Below are 26,030 nucleotides of genomic sequence, written 5' to 3'. Positions count from 1 at the left end.
TATAAAGAGATCAAGGGTGTAGAGTCAGAATTTTTGACCAAGCCCGCAATGGGAACGGGTGTAGGGTGTAGGGAAAGAGAATTCAGCCCCAAAGATGAAGGTACAAGCCCCTGATTTTAATCATGGAAACAAAAAAGATGTATTTCAAGACACGTCGATGCTCAAAACACAGCGTCCTTGCTTGAAACCCCTGCTTTTTAGAATGGAGTTCCCCACACCCTACACCCTATACCCTGTTCATTTCTTCTTGCTTTTCTTTGGTTTGCAAGGATGCATAAAGACGATTTAACGCATTAACATATGCTTGCGCTGATGCAACTATGATGTCTGTATTGGCTGCATGGCCGGAAAAGACTCTCGACTCATGGCGTAGACGAATAGTTACTTCCCCAATTGCATCAATCCCTGCGGTTACTGACTGCACAGAGAATTCAATTAGCTGGTTGGGTACGTTTACTACACGGTTAATTGCTTTATAAACTGCATCTACTGGCCCAGTACCGATGGCTGCATCGGTTAATTCTTCGCCATCTGGGGTGCGGAGGGTGACTGTAGCTGTAGGACGAGCGTTGCTACCGCAGGAAACTTGCACTAATTCGACGCGGAATAAATCGGGAGCTTGTTGAATTTCATCATTCACAATTGCTTCTAAGTCCCAATCAGAAATATCTTTCTTTTTGTCTGCAACTTCCTTAAACCGAACAAAGGCTTTGTTTAGTTCGGTTTCTGATAGTTCAAAGCCTAATTCTTTCAAGCGCGTGCGAAAAGCGTTTCTGCCAGAATGTTTACCCAATACTATTTGATTGTCTGTTAACCCAATCAATTGGGCATCCATAATTTCGTAGGTAAGTTTATTTTTTAATACCCCATCTTGATGGATACCAGATTCATGAGCAAAGGCATTGGCACCAACAATTGCTTTGTTTGGTTGTACGAGCATTCCTGTCAAACTAGAGACTTGACGGGAGGTTTTGTAAATTTGTCGGGTGTCAATATTGGTTAATGATTCTTCAGATTCAACTGGTCGTCCTAAGAAGGGATTAAAGTATTGTCGGCGGACGTGTAATGCCATTACTAATTCTTCTAAAGCCGCATTACCCGCACGTTCACCAATACCATTGATGGTGCATTCTAATTGCCGTGCGCCATTTTTTACTGCTTCTAAAAAGTTAGCAACTGCCAAGCCTAAATCATTATGGCCGTGAACGGAAATAATTGCTTGATTAATGTTGGGGACGTTTTCTTTAATGCCCTTAATTATTGCACCAAATTCACTGGGAGTTGTGTAACCAACTGTATCAGGAATATTAACTGTGGTTGCACCAGCTGCGATCGCCCGTTCTAATACTTGATACAAAAACTCCGGATCGGAACGTCCCGCATCTTCTGGGGAAAACTCCACATCATCAGTGAAACTTTTAGCATATGCGACCATTTCTTCCGCGATCGCAATTACTTCTGACTTCGTTTTTTTCAGTTTGTATTGCAGGTGAATATCAGAAGTTGCAATAAATGTATGAATTCTGCCCTTCGCTGCCCCTTTAATTGCTTCTGCGGCTGTTTTAATATCATCGTGTCTAGCTCTTGCCAAACTACAAATTACCGGGCCATTCTCTGTGCCGACAATTTGAGCAATTTTGCTGACTGCTTCAAAATCTCCAGGACTAGCAAAAGCAAAACCAGCTTCAATAACATCCACTCCTAAGCGGGCTAGTTGCTTGGCGATCGCCAGCTTTTCATCTATATTCAGCGTTGCGCCTGGACATTGTTCGCCATCTCGGAGTGTAGTATCAAAAATGATAATTCGCTCTGGTTTAGTCATCTTTTTAGCTCGTTGTTTAGTTGTAATTCTTATTTTGCTTTAAATATTTGTCACCTTAGGGTTTTACTCTAATTTTTGTAAATATTTATTGCTAAGGCACTTGACCATCTACTTTTTCTATTCGGTCTCTAATATCATTTAAATCTATATATCTATCCGTAGCATTACGCAATTCTCTAGCGATCATTCCTTCTGTAGACACTACTGTAATATGTGTATTTTTAGATCTTAATAATTCAATAGCTCTTTCAAAATCCCCATCACCACTAAATAAAACCACCCGGTCGTACTGGTCTACAGTATTAAACATATCTACTACAATTTCTATATCTAAATTAGCTTTTTGTGAATAGCGTCCGGAAGTATCATCATAATATTCTTTGAGAATTTTCGTTCGGACTGTATATCCTAAACTGATGAGAGCATCTCGAAAACCTCGTTGATCTTGAGGGTCTTTTAAGCCAGTGTACCAAAATGCATTAATTAAAGTTGTTTCTGATTGCTCGTGTTTAAAATATTCTAAAACTCGCCGTGGATCAAAAAACCAACCATTTTTTTGTTGAGCATAGAACATATTATTTCCGTCTACAAAAATAGACAGACGATTCATAGGGGAACCCATAAAAATTTACACCTAATATATAGAAATGAATTTAGATTGAACAATAAATTATAGCAACTCTTAAAACATAAAATTCTTAATATCTCTGAAGTAACTTTTCATGTATGGCTTTTATCCTACCTCTTTCAAAGCATAAATTTGGCACTAACATAAACCCAAGCTGTTGGGTGTTCAACAGTTTAACCTCTATCACTATATAAATACGTCCTCTGATCAAAATCTACCAATAAAGTTGACTGAGTAACAGCATAGTTAGTTATATAAGTGTCAATTTTACTCCTAAAGAGGTAAGGCATAGGTCTGAAAGGAAGATATTTACTGTTGGACAGATATGAATAAAGTTGAGTTAAGTTAACTTATCGGTTAAGGCAATTAGGGAAATCATAGCAGCAGGGAAGTACAAGAGAGATTTCAAGTATATTAATCCACATATAGGTTTTACTGTTAACAAAAGCTCAGATTTTTAGATATAGAACTTAAGGTTAAAGGTGGAAGTCACCTAAAAGTAAGCTTTCTGGATATTATTTCTAGGAAGCTTACTGTGTCTCCAGAAATGAGAATTTTACCGCAAAGCAATATAGAGTCGGAATATTTCCGGCTCCACTCAAGGGCATAATCTCTACAGGGATGTTAATTCAAGAGTCAGCCAGACATTAGGTGGGCTGAGAGAGTGCTAAGTTTGGGTTGGCTTAACCAACTGTGCAGACTAACAGACAATAGATTACAAATGTATAAGCTTCTCATTTAACTTTGATATCAATGTGTTTTTACTAATAAAGGGGACTGAATAAATAAATTAAAGTTGTACGTAAACCAATTATTAACATGATATGGCAGAAGAACCTACATCTAGCGCGAATAAAAAATATGTCTCTACTGCCAATATAGCGTCAGGCAAACCCACAAAAGTAACTCTCACAGCATCTAACCAATCTCAACTCGTGGCTCGCTTCAACCATTTTTTAGTGGCTGCTTCCACAATTGGAGCAGCATTAATGGCTGCTTCTGGTTGGGGCTGGGTTAATTTGATGGAGAGTCAGACAATTTCTGCATTTTTTCAACTGCGGGGAACGATAGTACCGCCAGCCGATATCGTAATTTTGGCTATTGATGATCAATCAATTTCAGTTCCCAAACAGTACTATAATTTAAATCCACAACAGTATGCCTACCTAGAACCACTGAAATCTTTTCCGTTTAAACGTGCTGCTTATGCTCAAATTATCGAAAAATTAGTCAAATCTGGGGCGCAGGCTGTTGCCGTTGATGTAGTTTTTGATACGCCAAGTAGCTATAGTAGCGAGGACGATCTCCAACTCCAAGCTGTATTAAAAAAATATGGTAGTAAAGTGACATTAGCAGCACTCTACGAAAATTCTGAAAGCCATCAAGGCACGTTTATGCAACTGACTTTACCGCAAGACATATTTCAAGTAGGTTCAGTTGCTTATGGGTCAGTAAATTTCCCTCTAGAGGCAGATGGCAAAGTTCACAAATTGGCAAGTGAATTTTCTAAACTTTTAGCAACAGATAATGTTTTGACAGAGAAAGTAGCTTCTTTTGATGAAGCAGTTTTAAGCACAGCACAAATAAAATATCCCCAGCCAAAAGGCGATCGCATTTATTTTTGGGGGTCGGCGGGAACATTTGAACATATCCCTTTATGGTACGTCCTTGATTCACAAAACTGGAATAACTATTTGCAACAAGGCCGAGTTTTTCAAGACAAGATAGTTTTGATTGGCTCAACAGATAAGTTAAACAATGATTATCATCCGGTAGCTGTTGCTAATATAGCCGAACGGATGTCTGGGGTGGAAATTCATGCCAATGCGATCGCTACTTTAATGCAGAATAAAGCGATCGCTCAAGCAATTTCTAGCCCTGGTTTGGCAGGTTTATTTGTGTTGATTTTAGTAGGCGGTACAGTCTATGTTGTTAGTAAAACTAAGAACAATCTCAAAAGATTTTTGGCAAGTATGGCTGTAGCCTGCATTTGGGGAGGAATTAGCTATTTCAGCTTCATCTATGGTCAGTTAATTTTCCCGACGGCTATACCAATGATAGCGATCGCATTTAATGGATTGTCTTTTCTAGGAACGGAAATGGCCAGAGAAAAGATGAGAACCCGCCAATTAGTAACTATTTTTCAAAAATATAAAACATCTCCTGTTGTCCAAGAAATTATTAGCCAACAGAATGACCTGCAAGATTTACTCCAGCAAAGAGATTTAGCCGTATCAGGAAAAATCCTCGCCGGACGCTACAAAATTGTCAAAGTTTTAGGTTCTGGAGGGTTCAGCGAAACTTACATTGCTGAAGATTTGCAACGACCTAGTTATCCCCACTGCGTTGTTAAGCAACTCAAACCAGCCAACACGCAATCCAAAAGTTTAGAACTAGCTAGACGTTTATTCAACTCAGAAGCACAAACCCTGGAAAGATTAGGTAATCACAACCAAATTCCCCAACTGCTGGCTTATTTTGAACAAGATAATGAATTTTATTTAGTACAAGAATATATAGTGGGTCATTCCTTAGCTAAGGAACTACCTTTAGGTTACGGTTTGCCAGAAATCGTAGTCATCCAAATTATCAGGGAATTATTGCAAATATTAGTATTTGTTCATGAAAACGGTGTCATTCACCGAGATATAAAACCCAGCAATATCATCCGCCGAGATATTGATCACAAGCTAGTATTGATTGACTTTGGTGCGGTTAAAGAACTATCCACACCTCAAATTGAAAATATAGATCAAACCCCATTTACTATTGGGATTGGTACTAAGGGTTATGCACCCAGCGAACAATGTTTTGGTCGTCCCCAATATAGTAGTGACATTTATGCGATCGCGATGATTGGTATTCGAGCCTTAACTGGAATTCCACCCCATGAAATCAGCAGAAGTGAAGATGAAGAGTGGCAATGGAGACATAAGGCTTTTGTCAGCGATACCCTAGCTGAGATTCTCAGCAAAATGGTCTTGGATGATTTTAAGCAGCGATATCAGTCAGCATTAGAAGTGTTAGCAGTGCTTGATGAATTGACAAGTTATCAGAATATTAATACTGTGCCGACAGATAAATCTTTGATCAATACATTTGATGATTCAGACGCACCGACTACACCTTGGCCAGGCAGTTGAAAATAAAAAAGTTAGTAGCGATCGCACATTGAATAAACCCTATTATATCATATCCAGCTAATCATTTCTGATTCCATACATCTGTGCAGAAACGGCAAAACTCTCTCCCCTGCCCATCTGCCACCCTGCGGCCTTAATGATAAGTCTTTAAATAGAAATTACCTGCTCAAATGTGAGTTGGTCGAAGATTTCTTGGATGCGTTCGCGTAAAGCTTGTAAAGAAGAGAAAAGTTGATTTTTAAGTGGTTTCTTGAGGAGTTGCCAAAGTCTCTCAATCGGGTTGATTTCAGGGGCTGATGCTGGTTGAAACAGAGGAATAATATTTTCTGGCCAACAGATCTTTGAACTTGTATGAGCAGGTGCTTGGTCAACCTGTAAGATAGCGTAATCCGAGCCTAATTGTTGAGATAGCCAGTCCAAGAACTGTTGAAAACATTCGCCATCCAGTTTTGGGTACTCATAATGTTGTGGTCTCCAGTCAATGGTTCAATTGCACCATAAATCCACGCATTTATCCCGTGGCCATTTCACCTCAACAGTAGGTTTAACACCGGAAGCGGTAATCACTTTTCCAGTGAGAGTAGTGAAGTCCAACTCTTGGAATATGCGCCTTATGTATTAACAGGCTTTTTTTGGAAACCAATTGTGAATTTTTTAGGGATGTTGTTCAATTAATTAGGTCGGTAGACTACTTGCACAAATATTGATTTTTAACGTGTGGAGCAAGAGTCTTGATGCAAGAAGCCTATGAAAATTAGAGGCGATCGCCAAAAACTAAACCCGCCGAGACGGGTTTTTTAATTAATTATGTGAATGGATAAAGGCGGGTGCGGGAATTGAACCCGCTAGTCCCCGGAGATGGTGGAGACGTTAACCGATAACCCTAAATTCTTCGTCCCAAAGGGCAAGTTGCGAACAAGGGATAACCCGCCGAGAAGTGTGAAGTATGAAGTATGAAATTTTATACTTCATACTTCAGCCTTTTTACAGTTCACCTGTCGCTAGCATTTGGATGATGCGAGGTGTACCAGGGTCAAATCCTGCTAAATCCCAAGACAGTGGATCTTTGGGATCTACCAAGGTGATGCGATATGGTGTCAAGGTGACGTATACAGCCTTCACATCTGGATTCACTTTTTTGCGATACTCCTTCAAGGCTTGACTAGGATGCTTATATCCAGCCCAGCTTTCTGAGTCAGTCCAGAAGCAGACTACATCAGCTTTGAACTTGTTTTTAATCATCCAGTCGTAAGCTACCGACGCATCTGTACCACCGAAGTTTTGGTTGCTGGCTTTACGCACAGCCGAACTAAAACTATCTTTGGCAGTGATATCTAAGTCCCGGAATTCGGTAGCAAAGCCGCGAATCATGTAGTTTTTCTCGGCTTTGGCTGTGACAAGTGCCATTGTGGTGGCAATTTCACAGCAACTTAGCCCCATGTCTGCAACTAAGCTACCCATCGAGCCGGAAACGTCTACGGCGTGCATGAAGACTTTGCCTGTGGGTTCTACGACATCAAAAGACAACTCAACAGCTTTTTCTAAGATGTCTACAATGCGAGGAACTGGGTTCCAAGTTTTCTTGCTGCGTCCAAGTCTGCCGCCAGACTCGTAGGTTTTGAGGGCTTTCAAAACATCGATTGGGTGAATGCGACCTTTACGCAGATGTTCTTTGTTGTTGAGAACTCCTTCCACACGCCCTAAGTTTGCACTTTCGTCAGCACGTAATACACCCAGTTCAGTTAATGAACCCAGGTTACGCAACATTGCACCGATAGGCATTTCTTGAAATAGCAACTGCCAAGCTTGCTTATCCATATTGCCCACGGGTGCAGCCATTTCGTGGGTTAAGCGTCCTTGCAAAATGGCTTCATGAGTTTGCTCAGGGTTGCGCTTGAGCCATTCATACCACCAAATCTGCGCTAACGCTTGTGAGGGTATCTCTGTTGGTAATTCTGACCAACCTCTGACAACCCATTCAAATAATTGACGGTGATTTTCTGTGGGTGGTTTGACGTGGAATAAACGCAAAGCATCGCGGTTGGTGAAGCCTTGGCGTTGTTGATATTTCAACAGTTGATAAGCTAAACCCTTGACATCTTCCCGTGATAGCCAAGTTTTACCTGCTTCCCGCACAACTTTACCAAAGCCCCGCAGAGATTTGGTGTAGTTCAGCCATTCGTAGAAGTGACTACCTGTGCGAACAACTTGAGGAAAGATTTCACCAAAAGCTTGTTTTGCTTCCCCTGTTTCACCCATTGATAGCAACACTAAAGCAAGGATAGGTGCGCTGTTGTTAATAGCGCGTCCATCGCTAGCATAGAGAATTTCTTCGGCGACACGGCTGGGATTTTCGGCAACAGCTTGGTTGACAACCGCTACAAAATCTTCAGTTAATTCTTGTTTACCAGCATAGTAAGTGCTTTGGGCTGTCCCAACTAACAGACAACGCCGCAGCATTTGCCAAATGCCAGCATCAAACATCCAGCCACCAGAACGTCCTTGAATCATCTCGGATTCCCGTCCGGGGATGGGCTGATTTTGTGGGGTGGTTGTCTTGTTTTTAGTGAAGAACTTATAGTTCATGGCTTCATCTCCCAGCCCTTGCGGGCAAAAATGAAAGGTGGCAGGGTAGGAATCGAACCTACAGCCCTCCCGATTATGAGTCGATAACCCTCATTCGTCGGCCTTTGCAGGCAAGGAGTGAACAAAGATGTTTTTGGCGCTCTACCATTGAGCTACCTGCCACATGAGAATTTAAAAGTAGGTTTGGTGTGACGGGGCGGGACCTGAACCCGCAAAACTTACGTTGCTAGATCCGATAACCCTCAACTCTTCGGCCTTTTCAGACAAGGTATGAATTAAGGCTATTTTCAAGTGCGTTTACCAATTTCGCCACCCGCCACATATAAGATTGTGAATTTAAAATTTAAGCTTTGCCTAAAGGGTTTTTACGGATTTTTTCATTAAGAATTATGAGATTTAGACTCAGCATTTTGTTTAGGTGTAGCGGAGCAGGATTTTCACCTGCACCTCCAGAAATTTTTCTCAAGGGTGTTTTAAATTATTTGCGATAACCCTCGATATGTCGGCCTTTACAGGCAAGGTGGGCGCTCTGGTATTTGAGCTATCCGCTACAGTTTGGGGCTAACTCCTTTGGGAAAATCAGCTTGTAGTATTTAATGTAGTATATGTAGTATTAAACGTCAATAGGTTAGGTGATTTTTTCTTGAGGGGAAGCGAGGGATATATTTTTAAACGCAAAGGGGTGCGGAGATTGACGCGGAGTTTGTGTAGGGAAATATTTCTTAATGTTTGTGTAAAATTTTTGTCTTGGCTGAGGATTTGTTGATATGGCAAAAATTTTTTGCTTGTTTTTGCCGAAAATATGGGTTGGTTGAGTGTTAAAAGGTTTAGATTGGCGATCGCACTCCTGTATTTTTCCGTAATTTTGCCAAAAGATACAAAAACACGTCCCAATTTTTGCCAATATAATATATTATTTCCCAAAAAATTCGCTTGGCAAAAATCGGCATGAGTGAAAAAACAATGGAAAGTGGCGGGAAAGGTTTTCTCGTTCTACTTTTGCCAATATCGTTTTTAATAGTTTTCCTGGTTTCTACCTGGAGATTTTTGCTGGCGCTAGTTGTTTTGATTATTGGTTTCAATATTTGGCAGCAATATCAATGGCAACAGTGGTGTCAGCGAGTTAACCCGGTTTTCCATCAGTTGGTTCGGGAAAACCAGGGAAAACTTACACCGATGGATTTGGCAATTCGAGGTGGTTTTCCTGGCCCAACGGCAAAACGCTATCTCGATGGCAAAGCTTCCGAGTTTGGTGCAAGTATAGTGAATGCTGGCTCAGGCAATGAAGTGTATTACTTTATTACAGCTAGTATTCTGGGTAATATCCTTGACAGTAGCGAACCTGTCAAAGTATTATCCCCTCAACCTGTGACTACGGCGGCGCGATCGCTTTTAGCACCGCCAGAACCTCAGCCAGTAGCCGCCGAACCAGAATCAGAAGTTGAATTAGCACCAGTAGCGACTCATGAAGCAGTCAAACCAAATTTAGCAAAACAATTAATGTTCGGCTCGCTGATTCAATCGGAACTGGCGAAACGGTTGAATGTTTATTCCAGCACTGTGTACAAACGACGTAACGATCCAGACTTTCCGGAATGGAGTCGCAACCGCGACCCTGATGGTATAGCTTGGACTTTCTCGGAAAAAACTAAGGAATTCTTTCCTGTAGAAGAGTGATGAATAATTAAGAGTGAAGGCTAAAGAATAAAACTTCAGACTTCACACTTTAGACTTCATACTTCTAACCCAACCGCTTCGGTGATGGAATTTAATTTGTTTTGTTCTAACTTGGATAGCAAACCAGTCAAGATTCGACGCACCATCATTGGGCCTTCATAAATCCAGCCCGTATAGACTTGAATTAGGCTGGCTCCCGCAGTAATTTTTTCCCAAGCATCTTCTGGGGAAAATATGCCCCCAACCCCGATAATGGGAATTTGCCCTTGGGTTTGCTGCCAAATAAACTTAATTATTTCTGTGGAGCGATCGCACAATGGCGCACCACTAATCCCGCCAGCTTCTTCTTGCGGTGGTTTACCAGTTGGGTAAATTATCTCTGTTTTCAGTCCATCACGGCGGATTGTGGTGTTTGTGGCTATGATTCCTGCTAACTGATAGGTTTTAGCCAATCCAATAATGTCGGCGATCGCTTCCCATTCTAAATCAGGTGCTATCTTGACAAATATTGGTTTATATGTATTGTTTTCTTTTTGTAGTACGTCCAAGATAGCACCTAGCATGGCAGCATCTTGGAGCGATCGCAATCCGGGAGTGTTGGGTGAAGATACATTCACCACAAAATAATCGCCTAATTCTTTAAGTAAGCGAAAACTGTTGAGATAATCTTCGGCGGCGGTTTCTAAAGGTGTAATTTTAGATTTGCCTAAATTTATGCCGATGGGTATCGAATGATTGAACTCCTTGTTTTCAGTTAGCCTAGCCGCCATTGCTGCTGCACCCTGATTATTAAAGCCCATACGGTTAAGAACAGCTTGATCTAAGGGTAAGCGAAACAATCGGGGTTGAGGATTACCGGGTTGTGGATGAAAAGTGACAGTCCCTAACTCTGCGAAGCCAAAACCAAAGTTAGACCAAATTTTTGCTCCTACCCCATCTTTATCAAAACCTGCTGCCAAACCGAGCGGGTTGGGAAAATTTAACCCAAACAAATTTTGTTCGAGACGGCGATCGCGCAGACACAAAGACTGCTGTAAACTGTGATTGATTAAGCCAGCAGGAGCATTATTTGTCTGTGATAACCAATTTAAACTGCGAATAGCCTGCTGATGTAACCACTCTGCATCTGTTTTCAGAAAGTTGAACAGTAGCGGACGAAGTGCAACTTGATAAATATCCATGTGAAGAAGGGAGTAGAAAACTTGTTGACTAGATAAGCCAAGAAAATATAGATTAGGACATTTTGAGAGCGTAAAAGTCAGGAACACTAATTTTTTCACCTCCCTCCTTGAAAGTGCTGAGTAAAAATACTAGTCTCTAGCCTCTAGTCCCTCTTTCATCCTGATTTTTGCCCAGCCATATATAACTTAGGCTGCTTTTTTGGGCATCTTATATATAAAAAGCGATGTTAACCAAAAATCCAATGGGGCAGCCACAAAGACCAATAGCCGCCGAACAACAGATCATTGCTTTAGGACGTGTCCTCCAAACTATCAGAGAAGAGGATAATATTGACGTTCTGATTGATACGACTATTTCTTATATTAAAGAGCAGTTTGACTACAATCTGGTTTGGATTGCTTTATATGACCGTCTAAAACATACATTGATTGGTAAAGGCGGCATTGCACCTGATGGTGACAATAAATTTTTACGCAAACAAGTTCCACTTAGCCCTGGCGACCTTTTAGAACAGGTAGTGATTGAACAACGTCCCTTGGGTGTTGCAGATTTGCGGCTGGAACCTCGTGCCGCCGAATGGCAGGAAATTGGCAAAAAATTTAGTATTCAGGGAACGATTGTTTTACCTATTCGCTACAAAGACCGTTTTTTAGGCTTGTTATTATTTGGTTCGGAACGTTGGGGATATTTGTTATCAGGCGAAGCCAAAGCTCGTTTATTAATGGTTTTAGGCGAATTAGGGGCAGTGCTTCATCAAAAAGAAGTGAATTTGCAGCAACAGCAAACTAAGCATCTTGATGAACCATTATTATACTTACTAGAAAATTTACGTACTCTCAATAACTTAGACCAAAAGCTGAAAGCAGTTGTCCAGACAACACATCAATTTGTCTACCCTAGCCGAACAAATATTTACTGGTTTGAGCGACAAGGACGTTATTTTTGGTGTCGGATGAGTAATCATCTGGCTAATATTGGTAGGCAAAACAGTCAGCAGCAAATAGCTGCGGGGATGACAGTTCAGGATTTAAGCGAATTTTATTATGCTTTGTCAGTCAATCAAATTGTGTTGATTGGTGATGAGCGCAGTTCCCTAAAAAGCCATTTTACTGCCAAGGTACTGGAACGCTTACAGGTGCGATCGCTGTTAGCCGCACCTATTCTCTGGCAAAAGGAACTATTAGGTTTTCTGGCGGTGGAAGCTAATGAACCCCGCATCTGGACGGAAGCAGACAAAAACTTTGTTCAGAGTGCCGCCGGGTTAATTTCTTTAGTTGCGCCCACCGAAACTATGGAAAATACCGTCAAGCAAATTCAAGATGATGCCCAATTAACTAGCCAAGTTGCCCAAGCTATTTATAACGATGATGACCTGGATGCAACTTTACGCAATTGTGCGACTAAAGTTTTAACGCGTTGCTCGGCTACTCGCTTTTTACTATTACAATACAATTCTGATTTAGATAACTATCAAATTATTTTTCAAAGTCAGCCACAAAATCGCCGACCTTTAACATTGACCTTAAATGCTCTCAAAGATATGGATGAGCAGATGTTGAAGTTAGCAAAAACGGCGGTAGAGGTAGAAAAAGTAGAAGAAGATTTGCGGTTTTTTAACTGGCGACCTGTCTTATTAGAACATGGAATGCGATCGCTGTTAGTTTGTAACTGCGCTCAAGGTCATAAACCAAACATACTTTTAGTAATTGCCCATGAAACCAATCGTAGTTGGTCAACTTTGGAAAAAGAATTGTTATGGGCTGTCGGTCAACAAATTGGCGTGATTGCACGACAGTGGCAACTCCAATCTGATACTGTACAACAGCAGCAAATTCTGCATAGTGTTCAGCAATGCTTAAGTATCCTGGAAAAAGCTCAAAACCCCACAACTCAGTCAGGAAAAAAACATCTAGAACGCATAGCCCTAGAGCAAATAGCCCATATTCTTAATTCTCCTTTGGCTGTGCTGTTATCGTGGTTGCCGGGTGAGAATTGTGCAGAAATTATTCCCGGAGTCATTCATGATAGTCGGTTTGGGGTGGTAGCAGACAAACTAATCCCGATTGAGACTGAGGCTTTAATTCAGTGGGCATTATCCAAAGATGATTATGTGTGTGTGTATGCAGATGATTTACCACTAGAAACGAGAAAATGGTTAAATGGTCAAAGCATTGGTCAAGTTTTAGCGATCGCACTTCGGACTCATGCTGATTATGCACCTACAGCTATATTATTAGTTGGCGATCGTCGAGACAGACATTGGACATCACAAAGCCTGAATGCTACAGAAATGTTGGTGACACAGTTAGCTTGGTCGCGTCGTCAACAGCAAATTACTAAACTACTAGAGTCTGCAAACCAAGAATTGCGACAACTCAATTGGTACAAACATCGTCGGCTAGAAGAAATTCAAAGAACAGCAACACAGCTATTAACCCAGATACATGATTTAGGGATTCCCACTAATGAACTTACACAAAGCCGCTATAAGCTATTACTGCGGCAATTAGACCATACAACAGCTGCCATGACCGCCCTAGTCAAACTTGAGCAGTGGCAGTTGCATCAGAGTCATGAGACAATGCCCATAGCCACCTTGCTGAAGCGATCGCTTGAACGAGTTGACAATCTACTGAAACAACGTAAACTTTGGGCAGGTGTGCATGGTTTAGGACAATCCGCTACAGATGCAGATTCCGGAAACACTGGGATATTTCTCAAAGGATTGCAACCTTCTAGTTATCCATCATCCTTAGCGATCGCTGGCGATATAGTGAAATTTGAATTAGTACTGTATGAAGTATTAGTTGCCGCCGGGAACCGTTCTCAAAGTGGTGGCAGAATAGATATCTGGTGTCGCCGCTTAGATGATAAGCAGTTAGAACTGTCAATTACAGACAATGGCATTATTGAACCGCACCTATTAGCAGCACTACAAAATCATCAATCCAAAGATATACTAGCGGTTTCACCACTTAACCAACCACCGGGTTTACATCTGCTAATTTGCCAACAGCTAATGCAGCAGTTAGCAGGAGAGTTACAGTTCTATCAGTTACCAGATCATCGGGTAGTTAGTCGTTTACTATTACCATTAGCTGTTGAGCAAATTTGATTAGGCATCTGGTTCAACACCGAGCGAGCGCAATTGGGCAATTAGGCGTTCGGCGCGTTGACGTTCTTGTTCTGCACGCTGGGATTCCTGTTCGGCACGTTGACGCTCTTGTTCTGCACGCTGGGATTCCCGTTCGGCTCTTTCATCACCACTCAACAATAAATTTCCTTGTAAATCCCACCAGCGCAGCCAAGGTAATTCCACGTTTTGATATTCTCCCTGCCATATACCTATTTCAACCCTCATAGATTCTATTGGATAATGCCCACGTTCATTTGCTGTTAATAATTGATACTTACCACCAATTAATTCATAAACTTCTATACTGGCTTTTTTCGCTTCATAAATACCGTAAAAAGCCGGACGAATTACCTGTTCGTAAATCCAGAATTTACCTTGCCAAGGAGTTTTATCTCTCTCTTCACTGCCATCTCCAGAGACAAATTCTAAAACAATTAACGGAGCGATATGTTCTCTCCAAAATACATAAGACCTGCGTGTTAAACCATCAAGCAAAGGCGGCACATTTGGTACATAAAACCAATCTGGTGCTTCTGCGCCTTTCTCTAGGGGGTCGGTTAAAGACCAGTAAATACCTAAATCCTGACCAATACAATATTGACCATCAGGATGTAATTGTTTGAGAACTGGCGTAATCGAGTCAGTTAGTACAATGCTTTGGGGATGTTCTTGCCAATTTTTCACAAATTTACCGTCTGATTCCGGTAGCTGTGTATGGTCTGGAAAAGGAGTAAGTTCCGTTGATTGATTAATTGCAGAGGTCATAGAGCTACCTTTGCAGGGATAAGGGTTGTTTTTTAGTTTAACAATCGCTCGGCAGATTGTAGAATCAACCCACAATGGCAAATTGTACTTTAACTCTGTGTTCGGCGTAGGAACGGAACTTTCAATTGTAATTCCTGTGTAAATTTTTACTCTGATTAACAAAAAACTTAACATATTTGGGAAAACTAAATCTGTAGATTGTAACGATTTAGCAGTATGGTCAGCCTAAGAGTCACCATTCCCGGATATCACATAACGGAAGAACTGTACAACGGTTCAAGAACCCAGGTTTATCGGGGGTATCGGCAAAATGACTCATTACCTGTAGTGGTCAAACTGCTGAAAAACCCTTTCCCTAGTTTTAGTGAATTGGTACAGTTCCGCAACCAGTACACCATCGCCAAAAATCTCAACTCACCGTTAATTATCCAAACCTACAGCCTAGAACCTTATCAAAATGGCTATGTCTTGGTGATGGAAGACTTTGGGGGAATTTCTCTTCAGGAATGGGTATTAGCCAGAAACTTGCAATCTTTAACAGAATTTTTACCGATAGCGATCGCGCTATGTAACACCTTAGAAATACTTTACCGCGAGCAGATTATCCATAAAGATATTAAACCCAGCAATATTTTAATCAACCCACAAACAAAACAAATTAAATTAATTGACTTTAGTATTGCATCTTTGTTACCAAGAGAAACCCAAACTCTAATCAGTCCCAATGTTTTAGAAGGAACACTGGCTTATATTTCTCCAGAACAAACAGGCCGGATGAATAGAGGAATTGACTACCGAACTGACTTTTATTCTTTAGGAGTCACTTTTTACGAATTACTCACAGGAGAATTACCTTTTCAAGCAGACGATGCAATGGAGTTGATACATTCTCATATTGCGAAAACACCTCCGGCAATTAACAGTAAAAATATTCCTCATGTGCTTTCTGATATCGTCATGAAATTGATGGCAAAGAATGCTGAAGACCGTTATCAGAGTGTATTAGGGCTAAAATTTGATTTAGAACATTGTTGGCATCAGCTAAAAGAAACTAATAAGATTAACAGTTTTGAAATTGCTCAAAGGGATCTGTGCGATCGCTTCATCATTCCCGATAAACTCTATGGCAGAGAAGCAGCAGTAGATACTTTATTACAAGCATTTGCCAGAGTTAGCTTAGGGGCAACAGAAATGATGCTGGTAGCAGGCTTTTCTGGCATTGGAAAAACTGCTGTAATTAACGAAGTTCATAAACCGATTGTTAAACAGCGTGGTTATTTTATTAAGGGTAAATTTGACCAATTTAACCGGAATATTCCTTTGTTAGCATTTGTCCAAGCTTTTCGCGATTTAATGGGGCAATTGTTAACAGAAAGCGATACTCAAATTCAGCAATGGAAAAACAAGATATTAAATGCTGTTGGCGACAGTGGACAAGTAATTATTGATGTAGTTCCTGAATTAGAACGCATTATTGGTAAACAACCATTAGTCCCAGAACTCTCAGGAACAGCAGCCGAAAATAGGTTTAATTTAATATTTCATAAATTTACCGCCGTCTTCACCAGCAAATCACACCCCTTAGTCATCTTTTTAGATGATTTGCAATGGGCAGATTCGGCATCATTAAAGTTAATCCAACTATTAATGGCTGATACAGAGCATCTATTGTTAATTGGTGCCTATCGTGATCATGAAGTCACACCAATACATCCATTAATATTGACTTTGGGTGAAATTGAAAAAACACAAGCAACAATTAATACAATTACCTTAGCACCTTTAAGCCAAGGGCAAATCAATCAATTAGTTGCTGACACACTTAAATGTACAACAAAATTGGCATTGCCTTTAGGATTATTAATATTTCAAAAAACCCAAGGTAATCCGTTTTTTGTGACACAGTTTCTCAAAGCATTGCATCAAGATAAACTTATCAAATTTAACTTTGAGTTAGGCGGTTGGGAATGTGATATTACACAAGTAACTCAGCAAGCAGTTACAGATGAAGTTGTAGATTTTATGGCATTTCAATTACGAAGACTGCCTTTCTCAACTCAAAACATTTTACAGTTAGCAGCTTGTATTGGTAGTGAATTTGATTTGGCAACTTTAGCCATTGTTTCGCAAGCATCAGAAATCGAAACAGCTACTAATTTATGGAAAGCATTGCAGGAAGGGTTGATTTTACCAATCAGTGACATTTATAAGTTTTATCAAGGAAACACAAATGACAGATTAGTAGGAAAAAATGACCATAACAATCAACAATTAGCCAAATACAGATTTTTACACGATCGCGTCCAACAAGCGGCTTATTCTTTAATTCCCGATCGCCAAAAACAGAAAACTCATTATCAGATTGGACAACTACTGCTAAAACAGATTTCACCCGCAGCCAGAGTTGACCGCATTTTTGAACTGGTCAATCAATTAAATCACGGGACTAGTTTAATTACACAACAAACAGAGCGAGAGCAACTTGCACAACTTAACCTCACCGCCTGTCGTAAAGCCAAAGCCGCCACTGCTTATCAAGCGGCTCGTGAATACATCACAGTGGGAATATCACTGTTAGGCGAAACAGCTTGGCAACAACAGTATGATATGACCCTCGCGCTGCACGAACTAGCGGCTGAACTAGCAATGCTCTGCGGTGACTTTGAGACGATGGAACAGTTCATTAATATTGTCATCCAACAAGCGCACTCCTTACCCGAACAGGTTAAGGTTCACTGCATTAAAATTCAATCTTACATATCCCAATATAAATTTACTGAAGCGATCGCGATCGCTCAAAGCATCCTGCAACAGCTTGGCGTTACCTTTCCTGAAACACCCACACCCACAGATATTCAACAGGTATTTCAAGAACTCGCCCAACTAATTGGCAAGCGGGAGATTGAAGATTTAGTTAACCTACCTGTAATGACGGATGAGGTAAAACTTGCAATTGTGCAAATTGCCAGTAGCATTATCTCTGCGGCGCATCTCACGGGTTCCCCTTTGCTACCATTACTCGTTGCGTTGTCAGTGAAACTATCAATTCAACATGGCAATACATCTGTTTCAGCCTTTAACTATGCGATGTATGGCATTATGCTGTGCAATATGCTGAAAGATGTAGATAAAGCAGTCAAATTTGGTCAGTTAGCACTGCAACTCGTCTACAAATTGGATGCTAAAGAAACTAAATCTGAAGTCTTAGCGGTACTGGAAGCATTTCTTCTGCACCGCAACTCTCATATCAAAGACACCTTACTACTTTCTCATGAAGGTTACGCGACTGGACTGGAAGTAGGAAACATCGAGTTCGCTGGAAATAACGCTATTAATTTTTGTCTTAATTCTCTTTGGTGTGGTCAACCACTGGTCACTTTAGAACAGGAGATTAGCACCTATTGTCATGAGTTGCTACAACTGCACCAACTGACCACAGCGAATCGCTGTCACATTTTTTGGCAATTTGTCTTAAATTTATTAGATTTGTCAGAAAATCCCACCATTTTATCAGGTGAAGCTGTTCAAGAAACAGAATTTCTCCCCATGCTGCTGTCTACCAACGACTTATTTGGAGTGTATTGGTTCTATTTGAGTAAGCTGACACTCTGCTTTTGGCTTGGAGAAATTGAGCAAGCGACAAACTACGCAGTCGAAGTTAGACGTTATGCAATTGCTGGTGCTGGATTTGTTGGTGAACCTGCGTTTTATTTTTACGATTCTCTGATTGTTTTATCACAGTTGAGTTCAATTCCCGACGAGAAATCAGAAACATTCCGGCGTATAGCAGAAAATCAAACGCAACTACAGCATTGGGCGTACTATGCGCCGATGAATCACCAACATAAGGTTGATTTGGTAGAAGCAGAGAAATATCGGGTATTAGGATTGCTATATGAAGCAGCAGATTATTACGATCGCGCCATTTTTGGAGCTAAAGCCAACGGTTACATCCAAGAAGAAGCTATAGCTAACGAACTTGCAGCTAAATTCTACCTCAATTGGGGTAAAGATAAAGTTGCGGCAGGTTATATGCAAGAAGCTTATTACTGTTATGCTCGTTGGGGTGCTAAAGCTAAAACTAACGACTTAGAAAACCGCTATCCTCAACTGTTGCAATTGATTCTGCAACAGCAAAAACTGAACTTTAACCCCCTAGAAACTATCGCCTTTCATCCAGTCGTTTCATCAAATCGGACTTCTATTAGCGACAGCACTAGTTATTCTAACGTTCTGGATTTTGCCTCTATCTTTAAAGCCACTCAAGCAATTTCCAGTTCTCTGAAATTAGACGAACTCATTGCCAGTCTGCTTCAAATTATCCTGGAAAACTCTGGCGCGAAAAAAGCTGTACTACTACTTCAAGATTCTACTTGGCAAGTTCGAGCCACTGCTTTGATCAAAGATGGAGAAATAGAGACTATTCTTGAAACACAATTACTAGAAACTTGCCAAGATATTCCTGTCAAACTCATCCATTACGTTAGAAATACCCAGCAAACAGTTGTCATAGATAATGGCAAAACAGATATACCAGGGGTAATTGGGCAATATATGCTAATACATCAACCCCAAAGTGTACTGTGTACGCCAATAGTTAATCAAGGGCATTTGGTGGGTATGCTCTACCTCGAAAATAAGTTAACTTCTGGGGTATTTACGAGCGATCGCCTTTCTATTTTAAATTTCTTCTGCACACAAGCCGCAATTTCTTTAGAAAATGCCCAATTATATAATCATCTCCAAGAGCGAGAAAAGTTTCTCACTAGTATTTACGCAGGTATTGGCTGCTCTATTTTTGTGGCTGATGTCCGAGATAATGGTAGGTTTGAGTACACAGGATGGAGCAAATCTAGCGAACTAGCAAGTGGTATTTCTCTTGCTGAAGCTTTGGGTAAAACTCCACAAGAATTACTAGGTGTTAATGAAGGTGAGAAAGTATATCAAAAGTATCTGCATTGCTGCCACAATGGAATACCACTTACCTATGAAGAATGTCTGCAATTGCATGGACAGGAGACTTGGTGGTTAACTACACTTAGCCCCTTAAAAGACGAGGCTGGCAAAGTTTATCGCTTAGTTGGAACAACTATTAATATTAGCGATCGCCGGCAAGCCGAGAAAGCCGTTACAGAAAAATCTCAAGCACTCGCTACAGCTTTAGAAGATTTAAAAAACACCCAATTACAAATGGTACAGAATGAAAAAATGTCTGCTTTAGGTAATTTAGTTGCCGGCGTTGCTCACGAAATGAATAATCCTTTGGGTTTTATTTCAGCCAGTCTTAAACAAACTCAACCTACGATAGCTGATATTGTTGAACACTTGAAACTTTATCAAGAAAGTTTACCTAACCCTAGTGATGAAATTAAAGACCATGCTGAAGAAATCGATTTAGATTACAGCTTAGAAGACTTACCCAAAGTAATTGATTCTATGATTATCGCTTGCGATCGCCTGAAAAATATTAGCACCAGTCTCCGCACTTTCTCCCGCGCTGATCAAGATTACAAGGTACTATTTAATATTCATGAAGGTATAGATAGCACAATTTTAATTCTTAAGCATCGCCTCAAAGCTAATGACCAACGCCCAGCTATAGAAGTTATAACTGAATATGGCAATCTACCCCAGATTGAATGCTTTCCTGGGCAATTAAATCAGGTATTTATGAATATATTAGCCAATGCAATTGACGCTTTAGATGAATTGAGCTTGAAAGTAAATCGAGTCTTAAAGCTGCAAATTTTTCTTCAAACATCGGTGCAGGATAAAAGCGTTGCAATTAAAATTGCAGATAATGGTGTTGGGATGGATGAAGAAGTAAAGCAAAAAATATTTGACCATCTATTTACTACGAAAACTGTAGGAAAGGGAACAGGTTTAGGCCTGGCGATCGCTCGTCAAATTATAGTAGAAAAACACGGTGGTTATATTCAATGTAATTCTTCTCCAGGGCAAGGTACAGAATTTGTCATCTTAATTCCAATTAAATAGTCAATTAGAGGAAAATTCATGTACAACAAATCGCTCGAAGAAGAAATACTTTTTTTACGTCAGGAAAACGCTATTTTAAAGCAAAAAATAGCAAAATCTACCAGTGAATTTCAAGCAGAGATTGCCAAACTAGAACAAAAGCTGCAAGCATCTCAACTCCAGTTAGAAAGCAATACTTCTCAAGCAGAATTACTGGCAATGTTTAATGCCATAGAAGATGTAATTCTGGTTGTTGATGCTGAGGGGCGATACTTGAAGATTGCTCCTAGTTGTGCGCCGTCACTGTACAAACCTTCTGCAGCAATATTAGGTAAAACTGGTCATGAAGTCTTACCTCCTGACCTAGCTGACTCTTTCCTCGACTGTATTCAACAGGTACTTAAAACTAAAAAGACTGTAAAGATAGAATACAGCTTGCCTTTAGGTAATCAAGAAGTTTGGTTTGAGGCTAGTGTTGCCGTTATGAACGAGAATACGGTAGTTTGGGCAGCCAGAGATATTAACGATCGCAAAGCCACGGAAGCGGCTTTACGTCAACAAGAAGCCCAATATCGTAGTATCTTCGAGACTGTTAATGATGGTATTAGTGTTGTTGATTTAGATACTGGTAAAATTGTTGCTGCTAATCCTGCTTTTTGCCAGATGCATGGCTATACTCAAGAAGAATTTTCCTACTTAAACCCCACAGCCTTTGTTCATCCCAACTCTTTTTCGCAATTTGGAGAATTTATCAATACCATCAAGATGGGAGGTGAATTTCACACTCAATCTGTAGATATCCACAAAGATGGAACTTATTTTGATATAGAAGTCACAGGGAAACTTTTTGACTACAATGGCAAGCCTCATGCACTTTCGGTAGTGCGAAATATTAGTGAGCGTAAACAGGCAGAAAAAGAGCAACGCCGACTATTAGCTATTTTAGAAGCAACCACTGATATTGTAGGTATGGCTGATGCCGACGGCAATAGTTGCTATCTCAACCAAGCAGGTCAGAAAATTTTAAACATTCCCGCTTCAGAAACCAACAAGTTTCATATTAGTGAGGTATCAATATCAGACAACTTCCAGACTGAGATTATGCCTACCGTAATTAAAGAAGGAATTTGGTCGGGAGAATCTATATTTTGCAGTCGTACTGGAGAAGCATTTCCAGTCTCTCAGGTGATAATTGCCCATAGAAATGAACAGGGAGAAATAGAATTCTTCTCAACCATTGCCCGTGATATTCGCGATCGCCAACAAATTGAAGTGCAACTGCGACAACAAGCAGAAGATTTAGCCCAAACTCTAGAAGAACTTCAGCGCACTCAGGCACAAATGATTCAAGCAGAAAAGATGTCGAGTTTGGGAGAACTAGTTGCCGGAGTTGCTCATGAAATTAACAACCCTGTCAATTTTATTCATGGTAATCTCAGTCATCTTGAAGAACATACTCAAGATTTATTGCGCGTAATTAATTTATATCGATCTAATAATCTACCCGAATTTGAAATGTTATGCGAAGAAATTGATTTAGAGTACATTCAAGAAGATTTACCAAAAATATTAAGGTCTATGAAAGTTGGAACTCAGCGCATCCGGCAGATTGTGCTATCGCTACGTACATTCTCACGCATGGATGAAGCTGAATTTAAAGCCGTGGATATCCACGAAGGGATAGACAGTACTTTAATGATTTTGCAACATCGCCTCAAAGAAAAGCCCCAATTCCCTGAAATTCAAGTAATCAAAGAATACACCTCATTACCGTTAGTAGAATGCTACGCCGGACAACTCAATCAGGTGTTTATGAATATTCTCGCTAATGCTATTGATGCCTTAGAAGTGGGAATAGGGAAAGACAAACTGCCGACAATTACAATTACTACTTCGGTAATTGATGTTAATTGGATAAAAATTGCGATCGCTGACAACGGTATGGGAATGCCGGAGCAAGTTAAACAAAGAATTTTTAATCCATTTTTTACCACCAAGCCTATAGGCAAAGGGACAGGTATGGGATTGTCCATCAGTTATCAAATCATTACCGAAAAACACGCAGGCAAATTAGAATGCCACTCCAAACCAGGGCAGGGAACAGAATTTGTGATTAAAATTCCAATTCAACAGGTAGGTTTGCAGATTTCTTGAATAGTGCAATTATTTAGAAGTTATTTATAAAGTAAAAATGAAATGGCTGTAGGGTGTGCTAGGCGGATATTGCCGATATAAATTGTCACGAAAAAATTATAAATTCTTAAATGTTGCCTAACGACAACAAATTTGTAGGAAACTGGTTATAATTATTTTCCGTCTGAATCGCAAATTAATTTGAAATATTCACTGTATTTATATGGGGCGTTATCGTTCTAAATCTGACCTACCTACAAAAATCTGCCCGGTATGTCAACGTCCCTTTACTTGGCGGAAAAAATGGCAAGATTGCTGGGACGAGGTGAAATACTGCTCAGAACGTTGCCGTCGTCGCCGTTCTGATGCAAAAACAGAATAAGAGGTAAAGGCTGAAGTATGAAGTATAAAGTGTGAAGTGTAAAATCAACTGTAAATCAGACGCAAATAGCGCATATATATAAATGAAGGTACAGGTGCAACCTAAATTAATTATTCATGGAGGGGCTGGTAGTTCTCTCCACGGCAAAGGAGGCGTAGAATCAGTACGCCAATCGCTCCAAGCAGTTATAGAAGAAGTTTATGCTTTGTTATTGTCGGGAGCAAATGCTCCTACCGCAGTGGTACGGGGTTGTCAACTGTTAGAAGATAACCCCCGCTTTAATGCTGGTACTGGTTCGGTGCTGCAATCTGACGGTCAAATTCGGATGAGTGCAGCTTTGATGGATGGGATGTCAGGGCGTTTTAGTGGTGTGATTAATGTTTCACGAGTAAAAAATCCCATTGAGTTAGCTCAATTTTTACAAACCTCTCCAGATCGCGTGCTATCAGATTACGGTTCAGCAGAACTAGCACGGGAGTTACAAGTTCCAAGTTACAATGCTTTAACTGAGTTGCGCTTGCAAGAGTGGATTCAAGAGCGTCAAGATAATTTTAAAAGAGCTATGGCTGGGGTAGTAGCCGAGCCAGAGTTATTGGAAACTAGCAATGCTGGGCGCGGTACGATTGGCGTAGTAGCGTTAGATAGTCATGGTGGTCTGGCCGCAGGTACTTCCACTGGCGGTAAAGGCTTTGAACGCATCGGTCGGGTTAGTGATTCAGCAATGCCAGCCGGGAATTATGCTACTGGTCATGCGGCTGTTAGCTGTACTGGGATTGGCGAAGATATTATCGATGAGTGTTTAGCACCCAGGATTGTCGTGCGGGTTACGGATGGGATGTCGCTCAAAGATGCGATGCAACGTTCCTTTGCTGAAGCCCACGAACATCAAAGAGATTTAGGGGCGATCGCCTTAGATGCCAGTGGTGCGATCGCTTGGGGTAAAACTAGCCAAGTCTTACTCGCCGCCTACCACGACGGCGAAAAGTTTGGCGACACTTTAGAAATGCCTGTTGGCACACAAATTGGCTGTATAAACTAGCGTTAGAGACGTTGCATCGCAACGTCTTTACTTGTTTTTTCGCCAACCTGGTTTGACTACCTGACGGCTACGGGCAATTACTAAGCTATCATTGGGAACATCTTCGGTGACAGTAGAACCAGCAGCCACGTAGACATCATCACCTAAGGTAACTGGAGCTACTAACACGCTGTTAGAACCGGTTTTGGTGCGATCGCCGATTTTAGTTTGGTGTTTCTTCACGCCGTCATAGTTAGCAGTAATTGTACCTGCACCAATATTGACTTGTGTGCCAGTAGTCGCATCACCTAAATAAGAGAGATGGGCTACATTGGTCTTATCGCCTAACTGGGTATTTTTTAACTCCACAAAGTTACCTATCCGGCAGTTATTACCGACTTGGGCATGACCGCGTAAATGAGCGTAGGGGCCAATCCGAGTTCCTGATTGCACAATACTATCAGTCACCACAGAATATTGGACTGTAACGTTTTCACCCACCTGGCTATTCTCAATTAAACTTCCCGGCCCAATACGGCAGCCTGTTCCAATGGTGGCGTTTCCCCGTAGATGAGTTTGGGGTTCAATAATCACATCGGGTTGTAATTCTACAGTGTCATCAATGGTGATGCTGTTCGGGTCGATGAGAGTCACACCTGCCATCATCCACTTTTCTTTGATGCGCTTTTGCAAAATTTCGTAAGCTGTGGCTAATTGTAGGCGATCGTTTATTCCTAAAATTTCTTGATAATCTGCGACATCCACGGCCATAACTTTCCCGACTTGAGTCACAGCATCGGTGAGGTAGTATTCTTTCTGGGCATTATTAGCTTCTAAATGAGGTAATACTTTGGCTAAGTCCTGCCAACGGAAGCAGTAAACCCCTGCGTTAATCCGTCGATTTTGCCTTTGGGCAGGAGTACAATCTTTGTCTTCTACAATTTGTTGGACTATATTTTCACTATTACAAAAAACTCGCCCGTAGCCTTTAGGGTCAGGTAACTGGGCTGTAAGGATAGTGGCGGAGTTTTGATGTTCTTGGTGAGTTTGCCATAGCTGTTTGAGAGTTTCGGTACGTAACAGTGGCACATCACCATTCAGTACAAGTAAATCTCCGGTGTAGCCTTCCAGATGAGGGAGTAATTGCTGGATGGCGTGACCTGTTCCCAATTGAACTGTCTGTTCGATAAACTCCAAGCTGGAGTCTGACTGCATAGCGGCTTTCACTTCTTGAGACTGATACCCGACAATCACCATTCGTCGTGAGGGTGAAAGCGGTTCTACACTTTCAAGAACTCTTTCTACTAGCGATCGCCCACCTAAAGTATGTAAAACTTTGGGTAAGCTTGATTTCATTCTTGTGCCGCGTCCTGCCGCTAGAATTGCTACAACTACCATAATCAAAGCTATGAACTATAAAGTATAAAGTATAGGATTTCACGCTATCCTATCCCTGCCTATCTACAGGTTTTACCTGAAAGTACAGCCTTTATAGCGGGGAACTGGCTGGAAAGTATTTTAGAACTTACGCATGAGTTACGGAATAACCTAGACGCGCTAGCGGCTTCCCGTACTCCTTCTC

The 26,030-nt window shown here is 40.9% G+C and carries 15 protein-coding genes and 2 tRNA genes; 7 read left to right on the top strand and 10 right to left on the bottom strand.

Annotated features, from left to right (window positions below; genetic code table 11):
• Window positions 1–226: 226 nt before the first annotated feature.
• Window positions 227–1,822, bottom strand: coding sequence for a 2-isopropylmalate synthase (locus tag H6G76_RS22745; protein ID WP_190705908.1), 1,596 nt, complete (start codon window positions 1,820–1,822; stop codon window positions 227–229).
• A 91-nt stretch (window positions 1,823–1,913) separates the two neighbouring features.
• Window positions 1,914–2,444 (bottom strand): NYN domain-containing protein, encoded by a 531-nt coding sequence (locus H6G76_RS22740; RefSeq protein ID WP_190705905.1) that lies wholly within the window; start codon window positions 2,442–2,444, stop codon window positions 1,914–1,916.
• Window positions 2,445–3,274: 830 nt separating this feature from the next.
• Here H6G76_RS22740 and H6G76_RS22735 point away from each other — a divergent pair.
• A complete protein-coding gene (locus H6G76_RS22735; RefSeq protein ID WP_190705904.1) occupies window positions 3,275–5,593 on the top strand; it encodes a CHASE2 domain-containing protein in 2,319 nt (772 codons plus the stop codon).
• 147 nt (window positions 5,594–5,740) lie between these two features.
• On the opposite strand, the gene H6G76_RS22730 is transcribed toward H6G76_RS22735, so the two are convergent.
• The 5 genes from H6G76_RS22730 to H6G76_RS22710 all read right to left on the bottom strand — a co-directional run bounded on the left by H6G76_RS22730 (window position 5,741) and on the right by H6G76_RS22710 (window position 9,103).
• The gene (locus H6G76_RS22730) at window positions 5,741–6,076 is read right to left on the bottom strand and encodes a transposase (RefSeq protein ID WP_397333765.1); all 336 of its coding nucleotides are present in this window, start codon (window positions 6,074–6,076) and stop codon (window positions 5,741–5,743) included.
• Between the two features lie 501 nt (window positions 6,077–6,577).
• Complete coding sequence (locus H6G76_RS22725; protein ID WP_190705898.1) at window positions 6,578–8,179, bottom strand: TROVE domain-containing protein; 1,602 nt, start codon at window positions 8,177–8,179, stop codon at window positions 6,578–6,580.
• Between the two features lie 37 nt (window positions 8,180–8,216).
• Window positions 8,217–8,341 (bottom strand) — tRNA-Ile (locus H6G76_RS22720).
• Between the two features lie 26 nt (window positions 8,342–8,367).
• Window positions 8,368–8,498, bottom strand: a tRNA-OTHER gene (locus H6G76_RS22715).
• A 260-nt stretch (window positions 8,499–8,758) separates the two neighbouring features.
• Entirely contained in the window at window positions 8,759–9,103 is a 345-nt protein-coding gene (locus tag H6G76_RS22710) for a hypothetical protein (RefSeq protein ID WP_190705895.1), read from the bottom strand.
• Between the two features lie 24 nt (window positions 9,104–9,127).
• Between H6G76_RS22710 and H6G76_RS22705 the strand changes: the two genes are divergently transcribed.
• The gene (locus tag H6G76_RS22705) at window positions 9,128–9,856 is read left to right on the top strand and encodes an SPOR domain-containing protein (protein ID WP_190705892.1); all 729 of its coding nucleotides are present in this window, start codon (window positions 9,128–9,130) and stop codon (window positions 9,854–9,856) included.
• Window positions 9,857–9,912: 56 nt separating this feature from the next.
• Here the strand turns inward: H6G76_RS22705 and H6G76_RS22700 are convergent, their stop codons facing one another.
• The gene (locus H6G76_RS22700; RefSeq protein WP_190705889.1) at window positions 9,913–11,037 is read right to left on the bottom strand and encodes a quinone-dependent dihydroorotate dehydrogenase; all 1,125 of its coding nucleotides are present in this window, start codon (window positions 11,035–11,037) and stop codon (window positions 9,913–9,915) included.
• A 224-nt stretch (window positions 11,038–11,261) separates the two neighbouring features.
• On the opposite strand from H6G76_RS22700, the gene H6G76_RS22695 reads away from it, so the two are divergent.
• Window positions 11,262–14,153: a GAF domain-containing protein gene (locus H6G76_RS22695; protein ID WP_397333763.1), complete on the top strand. Its 2,892-nt coding sequence runs from the start codon at window positions 11,262–11,264 to the stop codon at window positions 14,151–14,153.
• Here H6G76_RS22695 and H6G76_RS22690 read toward each other — a convergent pair whose 3' ends face one another.
• Window positions 14,154–14,939, bottom strand: coding sequence for a Uma2 family endonuclease (locus H6G76_RS22690; protein WP_190705885.1), 786 nt, complete (start codon window positions 14,937–14,939; stop codon window positions 14,154–14,156).
• Between the two features lie 216 nt (window positions 14,940–15,155).
• Between H6G76_RS22690 and H6G76_RS22685 the strand changes: the two genes are divergently transcribed.
• From H6G76_RS22685 to H6G76_RS22670, 4 genes are all read left to right on the top strand, one after another.
• Window positions 15,156–20,936 (top strand): AAA family ATPase, encoded by a 5,781-nt coding sequence (locus H6G76_RS22685; RefSeq protein WP_190705882.1) that lies wholly within the window; start codon window positions 15,156–15,158, stop codon window positions 20,934–20,936.
• A gap of 18 nt (window positions 20,937–20,954) precedes the next feature.
• Window positions 20,955–23,069, top strand: a complete 2,115-nt coding sequence (locus H6G76_RS22680) for a PAS domain S-box protein (protein WP_190705879.1) — start codon at window positions 20,955–20,957, stop codon at window positions 23,067–23,069.
• Between the two features lie 202 nt (window positions 23,070–23,271).
• A complete protein-coding gene (locus H6G76_RS22675; RefSeq protein ID WP_190705877.1) occupies window positions 23,272–23,430 on the top strand; it encodes a DUF2256 domain-containing protein in 159 nt (52 codons plus the stop codon).
• Window positions 23,431–23,512: 82 nt separating this feature from the next.
• The gene (locus H6G76_RS22670) at window positions 23,513–24,469 is read left to right on the top strand and encodes an isoaspartyl peptidase/L-asparaginase (RefSeq protein ID WP_190705874.1); all 957 of its coding nucleotides are present in this window, start codon (window positions 23,513–23,515) and stop codon (window positions 24,467–24,469) included.
• 27 nt (window positions 24,470–24,496) lie between these two features.
• Here H6G76_RS22670 and glmU read toward each other — a convergent pair whose 3' ends face one another.
• The gene (glmU, locus tag H6G76_RS22665) at window positions 24,497–25,846 is read right to left on the bottom strand and encodes a bifunctional UDP-N-acetylglucosamine diphosphorylase/glucosamine-1-phosphate N-acetyltransferase GlmU (protein ID WP_190705871.1); all 1,350 of its coding nucleotides are present in this window, start codon (window positions 25,844–25,846) and stop codon (window positions 24,497–24,499) included.
• Window positions 25,847–26,030: the final 184 nt, after the last annotated feature.

Origin of the sequence: Nostoc sp. FACHB-152, assembly GCF_014697475.1 — a bacterium.
In the GTDB taxonomy this organism is placed as follows: Bacteria; Cyanobacteriota; Cyanobacteriia; order Cyanobacteriales; family Nostocaceae; genus Nostoc_B.
The sequence above is the reverse complement of the archived record's forward strand: the minus strand, read 5'-3'. Positions and strand labels throughout refer to the sequence as shown.

Coding starts and splice junctions, on each gene's coding strand:
- H6G76_RS22695 (WP_397333763.1), top strand. CDS start 11,262: ATGTTAACCAAAAATCCAATGGGGCAGCCACAAAGACCAATAGCCGCC.
- H6G76_RS22705 (WP_190705892.1), top strand. CDS start 9,128: ATGAGTGAAAAAACAATGGAAAGTGGCGGGAAAGGTTTTCTCGTTCTA.
- H6G76_RS22670 (WP_190705874.1), top strand. CDS start 23,513: ATGAAGGTACAGGTGCAACCTAAATTAATTATTCATGGAGGGGCTGGT.
- H6G76_RS22680 (WP_190705879.1), top strand. CDS start 20,955: ATGTACAACAAATCGCTCGAAGAAGAAATACTTTTTTTACGTCAGGAA.
- H6G76_RS22700 (WP_190705889.1), bottom strand. CDS start 11,037: ATGGATATTTATCAAGTTGCACTTCGTCCGCTACTGTTCAACTTTCTG.
- H6G76_RS22740 (WP_190705905.1), bottom strand. CDS start 2,444: ATGGGTTCCCCTATGAATCGTCTGTCTATTTTTGTAGACGGAAATAAT.
- H6G76_RS22675 (WP_190705877.1), top strand. CDS start 23,272: ATGGGGCGTTATCGTTCTAAATCTGACCTACCTACAAAAATCTGCCCG.
- H6G76_RS22690 (WP_190705885.1), bottom strand. CDS start 14,939: ATGACCTCTGCAATTAATCAATCAACGGAACTTACTCCTTTTCCAGAC.
- glmU (WP_190705871.1), bottom strand. CDS start 25,846: ATGGTAGTTGTAGCAATTCTAGCGGCAGGACGCGGCACAAGAATGAAA.
- H6G76_RS22685 (WP_190705882.1), top strand. CDS start 15,156: ATGGTCAGCCTAAGAGTCACCATTCCCGGATATCACATAACGGAAGAA.
- H6G76_RS22725 (WP_190705898.1), bottom strand. CDS start 8,179: ATGAACTATAAGTTCTTCACTAAAAACAAGACAACCACCCCACAAAAT.
- H6G76_RS22735 (WP_190705904.1), top strand. CDS start 3,275: ATGGCAGAAGAACCTACATCTAGCGCGAATAAAAAATATGTCTCTACT.
- H6G76_RS22745 (WP_190705908.1), bottom strand. CDS start 1,822: ATGACTAAACCAGAGCGAATTATCATTTTTGATACTACACTCCGAGAT.